The organism is Pseudomonas corrugata (assembly GCF_001269905.1).
Lineage (GTDB): Bacteria > Pseudomonadota > Gammaproteobacteria > Pseudomonadales > Pseudomonadaceae > Aquipseudomonas > Aquipseudomonas corrugata.
In genome coordinates this window covers 598,206-612,918 of sequence record NZ_LHVK01000008.1, presented here as the reverse complement: position 1 = coordinate 612,918, position 14,713 = coordinate 598,206, and the positions used below count along the sequence as shown (strand labels likewise).

13 protein-coding genes are annotated in these 14,713 nt (G+C 60.4%); 4 read left to right on the top strand and 9 right to left on the bottom strand.

The annotated features are described in order from the left end of the window. Nucleotides 1-111: CstA-like transporter-associated (seleno)protein (locus AD665_RS26900; RefSeq protein WP_155514783.1), on the top strand; the 111-nt coding region annotated here is incomplete at its 5' end. 282 nt (nt 112-393) lie between these two features. Here the strand turns inward: AD665_RS26900 and AD665_RS13995 are convergent. After that, a complete protein-coding gene (locus tag AD665_RS13995; protein WP_024780825.1) occupies nt 394-2,190 on the bottom strand; it encodes a methyl-accepting chemotaxis protein in 1,797 nt (598 codons plus the stop codon). 303 nt (nt 2,191-2,493) lie between these two features. Between AD665_RS13995 and AD665_RS13990 the strand changes: the two genes are divergently transcribed. Then, entirely contained in the window at nt 2,494-4,605 is a 2,112-nt protein-coding gene (locus tag AD665_RS13990) for a TonB-dependent siderophore receptor (protein WP_053192487.1), read from the top strand. Nucleotides 4,606-4,793: 188 nt separating this feature from the next. Here AD665_RS13990 and AD665_RS13985 read toward each other — a convergent pair whose 3' ends face one another. The 7 genes from AD665_RS13985 to ribBA form a co-directional block, all read right to left on the bottom strand. After that, nucleotides 4,794-5,837 (bottom strand): LLM class flavin-dependent oxidoreductase, encoded by a 1,044-nt coding sequence (locus AD665_RS13985; protein ID WP_024780827.1) that lies wholly within the window; start codon nt 5,835-5,837, stop codon nt 4,794-4,796. 30 nt (nt 5,838-5,867) lie between these two features. After that, nucleotides 5,868-6,353, bottom strand: a complete 486-nt coding sequence (locus AD665_RS13980; protein WP_024780828.1) for a flavin reductase family protein — start codon at nt 6,351-6,353, stop codon at nt 5,868-5,870. Between the two features lie 41 nt (nt 6,354-6,394). Then, nucleotides 6,395-7,546 (bottom strand): ABC transporter ATP-binding protein, encoded by a 1,152-nt coding sequence (locus AD665_RS13975; protein WP_024780829.1) that lies wholly within the window; start codon nt 7,544-7,546, stop codon nt 6,395-6,397. A 17-nt stretch (nt 7,547-7,563) separates the two neighbouring features. Further along, nucleotides 7,564-8,373: an ABC transporter permease gene (locus AD665_RS13970; RefSeq protein ID WP_024780830.1), complete on the bottom strand. Its 810-nt coding sequence runs from the start codon at nt 8,371-8,373 to the stop codon at nt 7,564-7,566. Nucleotides 8,374-8,379: 6 nt separating this feature from the next. Further along, nucleotides 8,380-9,306 carry an ABC transporter permease gene (locus AD665_RS13965; RefSeq protein WP_024780831.1) on the bottom strand — a complete coding sequence of 309 codons (927 nt, stop codon included), beginning with the start codon at nt 9,304-9,306 and terminating at the stop codon, nt 8,380-8,382. Further along, complete coding sequence (locus AD665_RS13960; RefSeq protein WP_053192485.1) at nt 9,303-10,328, bottom strand: ABC transporter substrate-binding protein; 1,026 nt, start codon at nt 10,326-10,328, stop codon at nt 9,303-9,305. The genes AD665_RS13965 and AD665_RS13960 overlap by 4 nt, the downstream gene beginning before the upstream one ends. Before the next feature lie 370 nt (nt 10,329-10,698). Next, nucleotides 10,699-11,808 carry a bifunctional 3,4-dihydroxy-2-butanone-4-phosphate synthase/GTP cyclohydrolase II gene (ribBA, locus tag AD665_RS13950; RefSeq protein ID WP_053192481.1) on the bottom strand — a complete coding sequence of 370 codons (1,110 nt, stop codon included), beginning with the start codon at nt 11,806-11,808 and terminating at the stop codon, nt 10,699-10,701. An 82-nt stretch (nt 11,809-11,890) separates the two neighbouring features. Here ribBA and AD665_RS13945 point away from each other — a divergent pair, with 82 nt between their 5' ends. After that, on the top strand, nt 11,891-12,187 hold the full coding sequence (locus AD665_RS13945; RefSeq protein WP_024780835.1) for a DUF1330 domain-containing protein: 297 nt from the start codon (nt 11,891-11,893) through the stop codon (nt 12,185-12,187). A 100-nt stretch (nt 12,188-12,287) separates the two neighbouring features. Next, nucleotides 12,288-13,316 (top strand): IS110 family RNA-guided transposase, encoded by a 1,029-nt coding sequence (locus AD665_RS13940; protein ID WP_053191422.1) that lies wholly within the window; start codon nt 12,288-12,290, stop codon nt 13,314-13,316. Between the two features lie 368 nt (nt 13,317-13,684). Here AD665_RS13940 and AD665_RS13935 read toward each other — a convergent pair whose 3' ends face one another. After that, a complete protein-coding gene (locus tag AD665_RS13935) occupies nt 13,685-14,647 on the bottom strand; it encodes a zinc-binding dehydrogenase (RefSeq protein WP_024779619.1) in 963 nt (320 codons plus the stop codon). Nucleotides 14,648-14,713 lie beyond the last annotated feature (66 nt).

Here is a 14,713-nt window from a genome sequence, read left to right as displayed (position 1 = left end):
GAGCACATGCAAACCAAGCACCCGGACAAACCGCTGATGGACTACGAGGCGTTCTTCCGCGAACGCCAGGAGGCCCGTTACGGTGGCAAGGGTGGACCGAAGTGCTGCTGACCTGGCGGCCCTGAGGTAATCCCCCTGTGTGGAAGCCTGTGGGAGCAAGGCTTGCCCGCGACGGCATCGCCTCGGTATCACTGTAGACCGAGGCGCCAGCATCGCGGGCAAGCCTTGCTCCCACAGTTGTTTCTGGGCGGGCTCAGGTTTTTGTGTCTGTCACCGATTCCTTGTGGGAGCGAGCCTGCTCGCGATGGCGTCGGGTCAGTCGATATTGATAGTGACTGATCCACCACTATCGTGAGCAAACTCGCTCCCACAATGTTTCTTGCTGGCTAACGCTCACTCCGCCAGCAACACCGCCGCATCGAACCCCACCCGCAGATTGCCCCAGTGGCGGCCGCCGAAGAAGAACGGGACATCGATCTCGGTCATGATTTCCCCGGTATCGCGCAGGTAGGTCTGGAGCAGGAAGCGCTGGACGTTGCCCGCTGCGCGCAGGCCGATCGGGTCGTTGAAGATCCGTTTGTTGCGACACACCGGCAGGTCGACGGCGCGGTCGCCGGTGGGTGGCTTCGAGACCCAGCTGTTGTTCACCGGGCAGTAGCCCTTGGTGTCGACGATGAACGAGACCTTGCCGCCCGGTGTGCTGCGGGTGAGGGCGTCGCAGGCTTCCTGGCAGACCTGGGCAAAGCGTTCGGTGTAGCCGGTCATGTACTGCTTGGGATCGGTACCGGAGACCAACTGGTAATTCTGATCGAATAGGTTGAGACCCTCGAGTTGCAGCGCCTCCAGGCGTACCTGGAGGATGTCGCGGCATTGGCTGGCTCGGGTGATGGCCGCATCCAGCTTGCCGTGGCCGAGCACGAACCGGCCCAGCAGTGCTTGCACCCGTTCGGCGACACCGGACAGGTCCCGGGTGGCGGTTGCCGAGTGCTGCATGCGCTGGTCGATCGACTGGCTGTCGGCATGGATCTGAGTGACCCGGTCGTTGATACCCGTGTTGGCATCGGCGAACTGCTGGATGTGCCCGGCAATATCGGCCAGCTTGCCGTTGGTGGATTCGAAGTCGACGATCATGCTCTCGAAATGGCCGGAGGCACGTTCCACGACTTTTTGGGTTTCCCTGGCGCTGTGGCTGATCTGAGTGGTCTGTTCATGGGTGGAACCGACTTCTTCGAGCATGGCGTCTATGTTGCGCGAGATGTCGTCCGTGGCCCGGCTGACGTTCTGCGCGAGGGTTCGCACCTCATCGGCCACCACGGCGAAACCCCGGCCACTCTCGCCGGCACGGGCGGCTTCGATGGCGGCATTGAGGGCCAGCAGGTTGGTCTGGGCAGAGATCTGCTGGATCAACCCGACGATGGACTTGATACTCGAGGAACGCTGGTTCAAGGCGCTCACCAGTGTGGCGAACTCATTGAGGCTGCCAGCGATCTCGCCGATGTTGCCGGTCACTTCCAGCAGCTCGGCATAGGAGTCACGGGCCATGTTCAGGTTCTGGGCGGTGGTGCTGGAGATGCCCTGGGTCTGGCGCGAGACTTCTTCGATGCGGTCCACGGCGGAGTTGCTCTGCTCCATCACTTCTTTGGCGAAGCGTGCCTGGTGGGTGGCACTGTCGCTGGAATCGCTGATGTTCTTGAGCGAGCGCGCCGATTCGACGGCGATGTGCACGGTGAGGGCCTGGACGTTGCTGATGATTTCCCGCTGCTTGGCCAGGAAGCGGTTGCAGGTGCTGGCCAGCACGCGAATTTCGTCGTGGGTCACCAATGGCAGGTCCCTGGAAAGATCGCCTTCACCGTTGGCGATCTCCTCCAGCGCCCGGGTCATGGCGGTGACGGGGCGCACGATGAGATGGCGGAAGTACCAGACCATGAAGCTGATCATGCCCAGCGTCAGGAGCGCACCGAACAGCAGGGCCTGGGTCAGGCTGTCGAGCCGGCTTTCGATCAGCCCCAGCAGGGCTGCGTCGAGCTGCGCGCTGCGCAACTGCAACACAATCTCGGTGCGGGCGCTAAGGGCCACCCAGTACAGCAACCCGCTGACGGCGACCAGCAGGAAAAGGCTTGAGAGTTTCCTGGTGAGCGTATCGAAGAATTGCATTTCGATGGACTCGTACAAAGCCTTCAACGTCTGCATGCCATAGCTCCTGGGCAAAGAAACCTCTCAATGGAATACATTCGACCGCAAAGGCCAAAGCTTTAGTGCGGCAGGGCGTTTTGATATCACTTCGTTTGTTTGGTGTACGGAGGACTTGTGGGAGCAAGCCTGCACGCGATGAGGGACTTCCATCCAGACAGGCTGTGACTGATGCACCGTTATCGCGAGCAGGCTCGCTCCTACAGGGGTTGGGCGTGGTTATAAGGACCATAGAAAGTATTTACTGGGAATCATTCTCAAAGTATATTCGCTCGCATTAACGTTCCCTACGAGTGCTGCGTCTTGAATCGTTCCACCCCTCCCGCGAATCGCAACGTCTTCATCAAGTGTGTATTACCAACCTTGTCCTGCTGCTTCATCGCAAATCCTTTGTGGGCACAGGACGTACTCGAACTGCCCACCACGGACATCCAGGGCAGCCGCATCACACAAGATGAGGGCTACACGGCATCGCAAGCCAGCACCGCGAGCAAAAGCGACGTACCGATCAAGGAAGAGGCACAATCGATCAATGTGGTGACCCAGCAGACGCTGGACGATTATCAGGTTCGCTCGCTGAGCGACGCGATGAAGTTCGTCAGCGGTGTCAGCCAGGGCAATACCCTGGGTGGTTCGCGGGACTCGCTGATCAAGCGTGGTTTTGGCACCAACGACGACGGCTCGATCCTGCGCGACGGCGTGCGTTCGAACCTGGGGCACAACTTCAGCGCTACCACCGAGCGGGTCGAAGTGCTCAAGGGCCCCGCCTCGATGTTGTATGGTGCGCTGGAGCCTGGCGGTTTGGTCAACATCATCAGCAAAAAGCCCGAATACACCCAAAGCACCACGCTAAGCGGCTCGGCCTATAGCGAAGGCGGCGGCACCATGGCCGTGGACACCACCGGGCCGGTGGGCGATACCGGGCTGGCGTATCGGCTGATTGCTGAGCGTGGTCATGAAGATTACTGGCGCAACTACGGCGTGAATGAAAGCACGCTGGTCGCGCCGTCCCTGGCCTGGACCGGTGAGCGGGCTTCGTTAAACCTGAGCTATGAGTACAACGAATATTCCAACCCGTTCGACCGTGGGACGGTGTTCACCGATGGGCATCCGGCGGATATCGATTATGACAAGCGCCTCGACGAGCGCTGGGCCAAGAGCGTGGGGATTCGCGAGACGGCGACGGCACGTTTCGAGTATGAGCTGAGCGAGGCGTGGAAGACTCGCGTGACTTATGGCTGGAACAATGATCGGTACAGTCTTTCGATTGCGCAGCCCGACGTTCTGACGGGAAATCTATTGAGCCGAAAGGCCAACGGCGCTCATTACGACGACGAAACCCGCTACGTCAGTTGGGATTTCATGGGCAAGCAGGAGCTGTTCGGCCAGCGCCATGATCTGCTGATCGGTGTCGATAATCAGGTGTCCGATCAATACCGAGGCAAGACGTACCGTGGCACTGCACAAGGAGGGTTCGATATCACCGCGCCGGTTTATGGTGGTCTGGCAGAGCCAAGCAAGATAAATGCTGCGCAAAGCAACTTGAGTAACAAACTGACCTCCAGCTCCGTTTATCTGAAGGACAACTGGCACCTGGATGACCGCTGGATTTTGGTGTTTGGCGGACGCTACCAGCATTACGACCAGTTCAGTGAAACGGGAATGATCAAGCGAGTGCCTGTTCGCGACGATAACGGCGATGCCTTTGTTCCGTTTCTGGGATTGGTCTATAAAGCCGACGAAACCTTGTCCCTGTACGGGAATTACAGCCGTTCGTTCAAACCCAACGATACCGTCGATGACAACCTCAGCACTTTCAAGCCGGAGGAAGGGCGCAGTTATGAAATCGGTGCCAAATATGATCCTCTGCCTGGGCTGAATATCAATCTCGCCCTGTTCGACATCGTTAAAACGAATGTAGTGACGGTGGTGGATAATGTCGCGGAAGCCGCCGGCAAAGTCGGCTCCCAAGGCCTGGAGTTGGACGTCACCGGACGTCTCGCCGAACGCTGGGACCTGATCGGCACCTACGCCTACACCCACACGGAAATCCTCGACGACCCGGACGACGAAGGCCATCGCCTGGCGGACGCGCCCAAGCACACCGCCAGCCTGTACCTGTCGCATCACTTGAGTGTACCCGCCGAATTCGGCGCCTGGCACGCTGGTGCCGGCGCTCGCTACGTCGGCGAGCGTGCTGCCAACAACGACAACGAATTCTGGTTGGGCAGCTACACCGTGGCCGATGCCTTCCTGCGCTGGGAGTCGCCGGTATTCGGGCACAAGACCTCGCTGCAACTGAACGTGGACAACCTGTTCGACAAGCAGTACTACCCGTCCTCCACCGGTAGCCAACTGCAGGTCGCCGTCGGGGAACCGCGTACCGCGCGCCTGAGTGCCAGCGTGACCTTCTGATCCTTGAAACAAAAAATGCCCGGGCCTTCAAGTCCGGGCATTTCATGGAGCATCTTTTCCTTCAGGCCGCCATCGCGAGCAGGCTCGCTCCCACATTGGTTTGCATGATATGCACTTGCTCTGGGTGCTCCATTAATCCCCTGTGGGAGCGAGCCTGCTCGCGATAGCGTCCTGACTGCACTGCGCGATCACCGAAACGCCGGCACCACGTGCTTGATGAACAATTCCAGGGATTTCTTCTTCTCCGCATGGGGCAGGCTGTTGTCGCACCAGAAGCTGAACTCGTCGACGCCCAGTTCCTGGTAGTACTTGATGCGTGGAATGATTTCTTCCGGAGTACCGATCATGGCGGTCTTGTGCAGACTCTCGAGTTCGAACTCCGGACGACCGGCGAACTTTTCTTCCGGGCTTGGCGCCAGGAAGCCGTTGACCGGGGTTTCCTTGTTACCGAACCAGGCGTCGAAGGTGCGGTAGAACTTCGCAATGGCCTTGGCGCCGACTTTCCAGCCTTCGGGATTGTCGGTCGAGTGCACATGGGTGTGACGCAGCACCATCAGTTGCGGGCGCGGTACGCCGGGGTTGTTGTCCAGCGCGTTCTGGAACTTGTTCTTCAGGTCGAGGACTTCCTCGTCGCCCTTCATCAATGGCGTCACCATGACGTTGCAACCGTTGGCGACTGCGAAGTTGTGCGAGTCCGGGTCGCGGGCCGCGATCCACATGGGTGGGTTCGGCTTCTGGATCGGCTTGGGCACGCTGGTGGATGTCGGGAATTTCCAGATGTCGCCGTCATGGGCGTAGTCGCCTTGCCACAGTGCCCGTATCGCCGGAACCATTTCCCGCAATGCCTGGCCGCCGGAGGCTGCCGGCATGCCGCCCGCCATGCGGTCGAACTCCACTTGATAAGCACCGCGCGCCAGGCCGACTTCCATGCGTCCGTTGCTGATCACGTCCAGCAATGCGCATTCACCGGCTGCCCGCAACGGATGCCAGAACGGCGCAATGATGGTGCCGGCGCCCAGATGAATGGTGTTGGTCTTGGCTGCCAGATAGGCCAGCAGCGGCATCGGGCTGGGCGAGATGGTGTATTCCATCGCGTGGTGTTCACCGATCCAGACGGTGCTGAAACCACCGGCCTCGGCTATGAGAGTCAGTTCGGTCAAGTCTTCGAACAGCTGGCGATGGCTGATGCTTTCGTCCCAACGTTCCATATGTACGAACAGGGAAAATTTCATGGCGCTATCTCTTGATGATTAACGATCAGTTCAGGCGAGGACGGGCAGGGCGCCCATTTTTCCGTGGCAATAAACCAGCGGGCCTTGGGTGTGTTGCGGCACGATCAGGTTCTTCACGGCGCCGACCATGATGGCGTGGTCGCCGCCTTCGTATTCACGCCACAGTTCGCATTCGATGATGGCGGTGGCGTTGCTCAGCAAGGGGTTGCCCAGCTCACTCAGGGTCCATTCGATGCCCTGGGCCTTGTCCTTGCCTTTGCGGGCGAAGGCATAGGCTTCGTTCTGTTGCCCGCCGGAGAGCAAATGGATGGCGAAGCGCTTGTTGCGGATCAGCACCGGGTAGGAATCGGAGCTGTAGTTGGGACAGAAGAGCACCAGGGCCGGGTCCATCGACAACGAGCTGAAGGCGCTGGCGGTGAGGCCGACGATCTGCCCGTCGTCATCAAGGGTGGTGATGACCGTCACGCCGGACGGGAACGAACCCATGACTTGTTTGTAAACGTTGGCATCAATCATTTAACAGTCCTCGTACGCAGGCGGTAATGACTTCGTGTTCATCAATGAGCACCGGCGGCTTTGTTCAGGTCGCTCTCGGCCCATTGGGTGTAGACACACGCATCGGCAGTGGCCCAGCGCACACGCACCGGGTCGCCGGCCTTGAGTGGCATGCCGGCGGCGGAGAGGGCCTTGACGGTCATGGCGGTGCCGCCGGACGTCACCACGCTGCAGGTCTGGCTTTCGCCGAGGAACAGCACTTCGACGACCTTGGCCGAGACTTCATTCCAGCCGGCTGCCAATGGCGCTTGAGCAGCCTGTTCGGTGCTCAGGGCCACGGCTTTTTCCGGGCGTACCATCAGCAGCACGTCCTGGTCGGTTTGCAGGCCCGCGGTCAGGCGGATCGACAGCGACTGGCCTTCGAAGGTCGCCACCGCGTTGCCCTGGGCCTTGAGCTTGAGGAAGTTGGAGTTGCCCAGGAACGACGCGACAAAGGCATTCGGCGGGTTCTGGTAGAGGTCATAACCGGTGCCCAGGCCAACGATCTTGCCGTGGCTGAAAATGGCGATGCGCTGGGACAGGCGCATGGCTTCTTCCTGGTCGTGGGTCACGTAGACGATGGTGATGCCCAGACGTCGATGCAACTGGCGCAGTTCATCCTGCAGATCTTCCCGGAGTTTTTTGTCCAGGGCTCCGAGGGGTTCGTCCATCAGCAGGATGCGTGGTTCATAAACCAGCGCCCGGGCAATGGCGACCCGTTGCTGCTGGCCGCCGGAGAGTTGCGAAGGCCGGCGATGGGCAAACTGCTCCAGCTGCACCAGCTTGAGCATCGCATCGACCCGACGGTCTCGCTCGGCAGGCGCCAGTTTGCGGATCGCCAGCGGGAAGGCGATGTTGTCGCGCACCGACAGATGCGGGAACAGCGAGTAGCGCTGGAACACCATGCCGATGTCGCGCTTGTGCGGTGGTACGTTGACCAGGGATTTGCCGTCCACCAGGATCTCGCCGCTGCTGGGGGTTTCAAAGCCGGCCAGCATCGACAATGTGGTGCTCTTGCCCGAGCCGCTGGAGCCGAGGAAGGTCAGGAACTCGCCGTCCTGGATCTCGAGGGCAATATCGTCGACGGCGGCAAAGTCGCCGTAGTGCTTGTTCAGGTTGCGCAGGCTGACCAGGGTCTTGTTGTTCTGTTGTGCGGGGTCTTTGACGGCACTCATTGTGTTCTCCTAGGCGCTCAGGCGCTGATTTCATTGCGCCGGCGCAGGGCGGCGGCGATCACCATCACCAGGACCGAGAGGCCGATCAGCAGCGTCGAAGCGACGGCGATCACAGGCGTCAGGTCCTGGCGCAGGGTGGTCCACATCTTTACGGGCAGGGTTTGCAGGGTCGGGCTGGCCATCATCACGCTCAGCACCACTTCGTCCCACGACACCAGGAACGCGAACAGGGCGCCGGCGATCATGCCCGGGCGGATGGCCGGGAAGGTGACCTTGAACACCGCTTGCAGTCGCGAGGCGCCGCAGATCACGGCGGCGTCTTCGATGGACTGGTCGAACAGCTTCAACGAGTTGATGATCGAGATGATGGTGAATGGCAACGCGACAATGACGTGACTGACCACGAACGCGAACATCGTGCCGGTGTAGCCAAGCTTGAGGAACAGCGCATACACCGCCACGGCGATGATGACCAGCGGCACGATCATCGGCAGGGTGAACAGGCCGTAGAGCATTTCCCGCCCCGGAAACCGACCACGCACCAGGGCAAATGCGGTGGGCAGGCCCAGAGCTACGGCGCAGAGGGTGGTCAGTACCGCGACCTTGAGGCTCGCCAGCGCGGCGTTCATCCAGTCGGGATTGGAAAAGAACTGGCCGTACCATTTGAGCGTCCAGCCCGGTGGCGGGAAGACCAGCCACTGGGATGAGCCGAACGACAGCAGCACGATGAACACGATCGGCAGCAGCAGGAACAACCCGATCAACCCGGTCGTGAAGTACAGACCGAAGCGCATGCGCCGGCTCATGGCATTGGGAGTCAGGAGCATGACGATTTACCTCGCGTTACTGGCGCCAACCGGGGATTCCGGCTGAAGCTTCAGGTAGAAGTAGAACAGCACCAGCGTGATGACGATCAGCAACGCGGCACCGGCGCTCGCCAGGCCCCAGTTGAGGAACGATTGCACCTGCTGGATGATGAATTCCGGCAGCATCATGTTCTGCGCACCGCCGAGCAGCGCCGGGGTGACGTAGTAACCCAGGGACATCACGAATACCATCAGACCACCGGAAAACAGCCCCGGCCGGCACAGAGGCAAGAACACCCGGAAGAAATTGGTCCAGGGACTGGCACCGCAGATAGAGCCGGCTTGCAGGATCATCGGGTCGATGGCCTGCATGGTTGCCTGCAACGGCAAGACAATGAACGGGATCATGATGTAGCTCATGCCGATCACCACGCCGGTGAGGTTGTGCACCATCTCCAGGGGCTGGTCGATGATCCCCAGGGCCATCAACGCCTTGTTGATCACGCCGGACGCCTGCAACAGCACCAGCCAGGAGTAGGTCCGGGCCAGCAGGCTGGTCCACATCGATAGCAGCACGATGTTCAAGATCCAGCGTCCCCAGCCACGGGGCACCAGGGTGATGGCCCAGGCCAGTGGAAAGCCCAGCAGCAGGCTGAACAGCGTCACCAGGCCGGCCACCGAAAAGGTATTGAGCAGCACTCGGGTATAGGCCGAGTTGGCGAACAGTTGTTCGTAGTTGCCCAACCCGGGCACCGGTTCCAGCACGCCACGCAACAACAGGCCGATCAGCGGCGCCAGGAAAAACAGGCCAAGGAACAGCAGGGCGGGAGCCAAGTTACCGACCCCGCGCCAGCGTTGGGCCAGCGACGGAGTCGCCGCTGCCTTGACAGTTGCCACATCGGCAGCGCCAGGGGCGCTCCCGGTGTGTTGGGTTGTCGTTGCCGACATTTTCATTTGACCAGCCATTCGTTCCACCGTGTCGCGATGTCCTGACCGTTCTTGGCCCAGTACGCGAAATCGAGCGTGATCTGATCCTTGGCGTAGGCGGTCGGCAGGTTGGGAGCGAGCACCGAATCCAGGCGCGCGACGCTATCGACGTTGACCGGCGCATAAGCGGTCAGGTTGGAGAAGTCGGCCTGGCCCTTGGCACTGCTGGAGTTGGCCAGGAACTTCATGGCGGCGGCTTTGTTTTTAGAGCCCTTCGGCACGACCAGGATGTCAGCCATGACCAGGTTCTGTTTCCAACTCACGCCCACCGGCGCGCCGTCCTGTTGCAGGGCATAAATCCGGCCGTTCCAGAACTGACCGAGGCTGGCTTCACCGGATGCGAGCAGTTGCTGGGACTGGGCGCCGCCGCCCCACCAGACGATGTCTTTCTTGATGGTGTCGAGTTTCTTGAAGGCACGATCCAGGTCCAGGGGATAGAGCTTGTCCTGGGGAACGCCGTCGGCCAGCAGGGCCAGTTCAAGCACGCCAGGGCTCGGCCATTTGTACAGAGCGCGCTTGCCGGGATAGGTCTTGGTGTCGAACAGCGCGGACCAGTCCTGCGGCTTGCCGGCACCGAGCTTGCCTTCGTTGTAGCCGAGGACAAAGGAGAAGTAGAAGGAACCTACGCCGTGGTCGGAAACGAAGCGAGGGTCGATCTTGTCGCGCTGGATGACTGAGAAGTCCAGGGGTTCGAGCAGGCCCTCGGCGGCGGCGCGCAAGGCAAAGTCAGCCTCGACGTCAACCACGTCCCACTGCACATTGCCGCTCTCGACCATGGCCTTGAGCTTGCCGTAGTCGGTCGGGCCATCCTGAACCACAGTGATTCCGGTGCTCTTGCTGAACGGGTCGGCCCAGGCCTGTTTCTGTGCATCCTGGGTAGTACCACCCCAACTGACGAAGTTGACGCTCTCGGCCGCCATCGTCGCCTGGCTGGTGACACCTATCAAGCCAGCAAAAAGAATGGCAACTGCACTTTTCTTCAACACCATTTTCACGCCCTCATTGTTGTGTTTATTGAGCGGGCTTGTGTGTGCCCGCTTATCGGGAGCTATAGGTCCATCTGGCTTTGCAGGACCGTGCCAAGGGCTGGATGGCTGTGCTTTCCCTGCCGGGCGCACTTGGCTGAAACGTTCGGTCTATGGAATATCATATTATGGTATTCCAAACTTTCTGCAAGCATTTTGCCGTACCGGCCATCTGTCCAAGGCAGATTTTTCTTTTGATTTTTTTCGAAGCAGCCACCGACCCTATGGGAGCGAGCCTGCTCGCGATAGCGGTCGTTCAGTCACTGCAAAGCCGAATGTCTGGCATCTATCGCGAGCAGGCTCGCTCCCACAGGGTTTCGGTGTGATCTCGGAGCTATCCGGTAAACGGAATGCTCTCCACCACCTCCAGGTCGTACCCCGTCAAACCGGCATACTTGAGCGGCGGTCCCAGGTGGCGCAGTTTGCCGACGCCCAGGTCCTGGAGGATCTGCGCCCCGGTCCCGACCTCCGAATAGATACGCGATTGGGAGCGGCTGAACTGCCGTGGCGGCTGGGTGAGTTGCGGCACGCGCTCAAGCAGCGCCTGGGAGGATTCGTGGTTGGCCAGCACGACCACCACGCCGCAACCCTCTTCGGCGACCCGTTGCAGTGCCGCCCAAAGTGTCCAGTTGGACGGACCGTTGTACTCGGCGCCCACCAGGTCCCGCAGCGGGTCGATGACGTGGACCCGCACCAGGGTCGGCTCTTCCCGGCGGATATTGCCCATGACCATCGCCATGTGCACGCCGCCCTCGATGCGGTCTTCAAAGGTGAACAGCCGGAAGGTGCCGTGCACGGTGGGCAGTTCCCGTTCACCGATGCGTATCACGGTGTGTTCGGTGCTCAGGCGATAGTGGATCAGGTCGGCGATGGTGCCGATCCTGATCCCGTGTTTACGGGCGAACACCTCCAGGTCCGGGCGGCGGGCCATGGTGCCGTCGTCGTTCATCACTTCGACGATCACCGACGCCGGTGTGAAACCGGCCAGGCGCGCCAGGTCGCAGCCGGCTTCGGTATGCCCGGCACGCGTAAGGACGCCACCTTCCCTGGCACGCAACGGAAAGATGTGCCCCGGCTGCACGATATCACTGGGACCGGCATCGGCGGCCACAGCTGCAGCAACGGTGCGCGCCCGGTCGGCGGCAGAGATGCCGGTGGTCACGCCGGTAGCGGCTTCGATGGAGACGGTGAACGCTGTGCTGAACACGCTGCCATTGCTGGGCACCATCTGTTCGAGTCCCAGGCGCTGGCAGTGTTCGTCGGTCAGGGTCAGGCAGATCAGCCCGCGGGCTTCCCGGGCCATGAAGCTGATGGCCTGGGCGTTGCAGCAATCTGCGGCCAGCAGCAGGTCGCCTTCGTTTTCCCGGTCTTCGTCGTCCACCAGCAGCACCATCTTGCCCTGGCGATAGTCTTCGATGATCTCTTGAATACTGTTAAAGGCCATGTAGGGCTCTCTTTGTTCGGAGGGATGCATGATGGAAACGGCTTGTGGTATACCATAATACAAATTAGCGCGAGAGGTCACTATGAAGGCGTACTGGATTGCTCATGTGGATGTCAGCGACCCTGATCAATATAGCCAATACACCCAGCGGGCTCCGGCGGCCTTTGCCCTATACGGAGGACGGATGCTGGCCCGGGGCGGGCGTAGCGAGGCGATGGAGGGCAGGGCCACGCCACAGCGTAGCGTGGTGATTGAATTCGATTCCTACGAGCAGGCGCTGGCCTGTTATCACTCGCCGCAATACCAGGAGGCCAAGCACCACCGCAAGGATGTGGCCCGGGCCGAAGTGATCATCGTCGAGGGTGTACCGACCCCGTAAGCGCAGGTGTTGGGTCACTCACTAATGAGATGGCTACCCCCGCCGCCCCCTGTGAACGCCCGCTAAGCTTTCACAGGGGGATCTATCGGAGACCGCCGTCATGAACAAAGTAGCTATTGTCGCCATCGACCTTGGAAAGCTCACCTTTCACGTACATGAGCAAGATGATCACGGGCATCCGCTTCTGCGCAAAAAATTTAAGCGAGTGGAACTCCTCCAGCACCTAGCAAATCTCGAACCGTGCATCGTCGTGATGGAAGCTTGTGGCGGGGCCCATTTCATGGCGCAAGAAGTCGCCAAGTTAGGCCATTCGCCCAAACTGATAGCACCTCATCTCGTACGTCCCTATGTGAAAAGCAACAAAAACGATTTTGCCGATGCCGAGGCGATCTGCGAAGCAGCCAGTCGTCCAACGATGCGTTTTGTCCCCGTTAAAAACCAGACTCAGCAGGCGCTGGCAATGCTCAACTCGGTCCGCGACTCGCTCATCAAGGATCGCACGGCGACCGTCAATCGGATTCATGCCGCGTTTCTGGAAGTCGGCATCAGCCTGACCCCGGGCTATAAGTCGCTCAAGGACATACCGGCCCTGTTGGAAGCAAGTTCCTTTCACGGACTCATCCGCAAACTTGTGGCGGACTTGTACGAGCATTACCTCTACCTCAATCTGCGTATCAAGGTGTTGGACAAGGAGGTCGATTGCCAGGCCGCTGGAGATGATCTGGCCTCCCGCCTGATGACAATGCCATGCGTGGGGCCGATCACCTCCAGCGTCCTGGCCGCCGAAGTGGGCGACGGTAAGCAATTCAAATGTGGTCGAGACTACTCAGCCTCGATTGGGCTGGTCCCCAAACAACACTCAACGGGCGGGCGGACGGTACTTTTGGGCATCAGCAAACGAGGCGATCGAAATCAGAGACGCCTGTTCGTCCAGTGTGCCCAGACGTATGTGAACAGGCTGGATCGACAGGAAGGGAAGCTGGCTGATTGGGCTCGCAAGCTCCTGGCCAGCCACCGTCACCGCAATCTTGTGGTCTGCGCACTGGCCAACAAGTTCGCGAGGATCGCCTGGTCGATTGCGGCAAACCACACGGTATTCGATGCAGGGCCAAGCGCGATGAACGCTTGACCCTGCTGCTACCCGAGCACCACCCACCTGGTTTTGCGATGCTGAATAACAGATGACATGAACGGCTAACCGGCCTGACGAAAACCCTGGGCTCCCACACGGCTGCAAGGCCGTCACACTAATCAGGATCGTCGGGCATCGAATTCTCATCGAGGCGCAGGGACACAACTCCCCACTCAGACGCCGGATAGATGAAAGCAAGCCAAACACGCATCAAAGACAGTATTGCAGAAAAGGGGGTAACCATAGATGTGGGAGCGAGCCTGCTCGCGATGGCGGTGGGTCAGTCAACTACGCTGCAAACTGATCCGACGCAATCGCGAGCAAGCTCGGCTCCCACAGGCCCCACTGTCGCCCCACGGGCCCACTCAGTTCAGGCTTTCATCAATCACCAGCACCAACTTCCCTGATACCTGGTTAGTCGCCAACTCGGCGAACGCCGCCTCGGCTTCCTGGATCGGGAATGTCGCGGCCAACTGTGGGCTCAGGCGCTTCTCGGTGAACAACGGCCAGACATGTTCACCCAGCTCCCGCAGCAGATCGGCCTTGAATTGATCATCGCGACTGCGCAGGGTCGAACCCAGCAACTGGATACGCTTGGCGAGGATCTTCGCCAGGTCCAGGTGGCTTTCCCGTCCGCCCATCAGCCCGATCAACACCCAACGCCCGTCAACTGACAAAAGTTTCACGTTGAGTCTGGCGTAGCTGGCGCCCACCGGATCGAGGATCACGTCGAAGGGCGCGAAGTCGTTCAAGCGCTCGATGTCGTCAGCCCGCACCACGCCACCCTGGGCTCCCAATGCCTCGCAATAGGCCAGCCGATCAGCAGAACCGACACTGACCCAGCATGGGTTGCCAAACGCCTTGCACAGTTGGATTGCAGCGGAACCGACGCCACTGGCTCCGGCGTGCAGCAGCACTTTTTCCCCCGGCTTGAGGCCTGCCAACTGGAACAGATTCAGCCACGCAGTGCTGTAGACCTCAGGCAGCGCGGCGGCTTCAGCCAAGGACAGGCCCTCGGGCACCGGCAGCACATGCCGGGCATCGACCACCACCTCCTCGGCCATGCCACCGCCGGCGAGCAAGGCACACACGCGGTCGCCCACCTGCCAGGCCGAGCCCGGCCCAACCTCGCTGATGATCCCGGAACACTCCAAGCCCAGCACGTGACTGGCCCCGGGAGGCGGCGGATAAAGTCCGGCTTTTTGCAACAAATCGGCCCGATTCAGGCCGGCAGCCGCCACACGAATGCGAACTTGCCCTACGTCGCATGTCGGACTTGGCTCATCAGCCCATACCACTTGGCCTTCAACGCCTTGCAATGCTTTCACGGTGCCTCCATAGTGAGTCTCGACTGGGCCCGCTGCTGTAACGCCGGGCTTTCTTGCATTATGCGC

What these genes read in the sequence shown, in the direction of transcription:
- AD665_RS13970 (WP_024780830.1), bottom strand. Translation starts at nt 8,373, where the DNA reads ATGCTCCTGACTCCCAATGCCATGAGCCGGCGCATGCGCTTCGGTCTG.
- AD665_RS13975 (WP_024780829.1), bottom strand. Translation starts at nt 7,546, where the DNA reads ATGAGTGCCGTCAAAGACCCCGCACAACAGAACAACAAGACCCTGGTC.
- AD665_RS13940 (WP_053191422.1), top strand. Translation starts at nt 12,288, where the DNA reads ATGAACAAAGTAGCTATTGTCGCCATCGACCTTGGAAAGCTCACCTTT.
- ribBA (WP_053192481.1), bottom strand. Translation starts at nt 11,808, where the DNA reads ATGGCCTTTAACAGTATTCAAGAGATCATCGAAGACTATCGCCAGGGC.
- AD665_RS13985 (WP_024780827.1), bottom strand. Translation starts at nt 5,837, where the DNA reads ATGAAATTTTCCCTGTTCGTACATATGGAACGTTGGGACGAAAGCATC.
- AD665_RS13960 (WP_053192485.1), bottom strand. Translation starts at nt 10,328, where the DNA reads ATGGTGTTGAAGAAAAGTGCAGTTGCCATTCTTTTTGCTGGCTTGATA.
- AD665_RS13945 (WP_024780835.1), top strand. Translation starts at nt 11,891, where the DNA reads ATGAAGGCGTACTGGATTGCTCATGTGGATGTCAGCGACCCTGATCAA.
- AD665_RS13995 (WP_024780825.1), bottom strand. Translation starts at nt 2,190, where the DNA reads ATGCAGACGTTGAAGGCTTTGTACGAGTCCATCGAAATGCAATTCTTC.
- AD665_RS13980 (WP_024780828.1), bottom strand. Translation starts at nt 6,353, where the DNA reads ATGATTGATGCCAACGTTTACAAACAAGTCATGGGTTCGTTCCCGTCC.
- AD665_RS13965 (WP_024780831.1), bottom strand. Translation starts at nt 9,306, where the DNA reads ATGAAAATGTCGGCAACGACAACCCAACACACCGGGAGCGCCCCTGGC.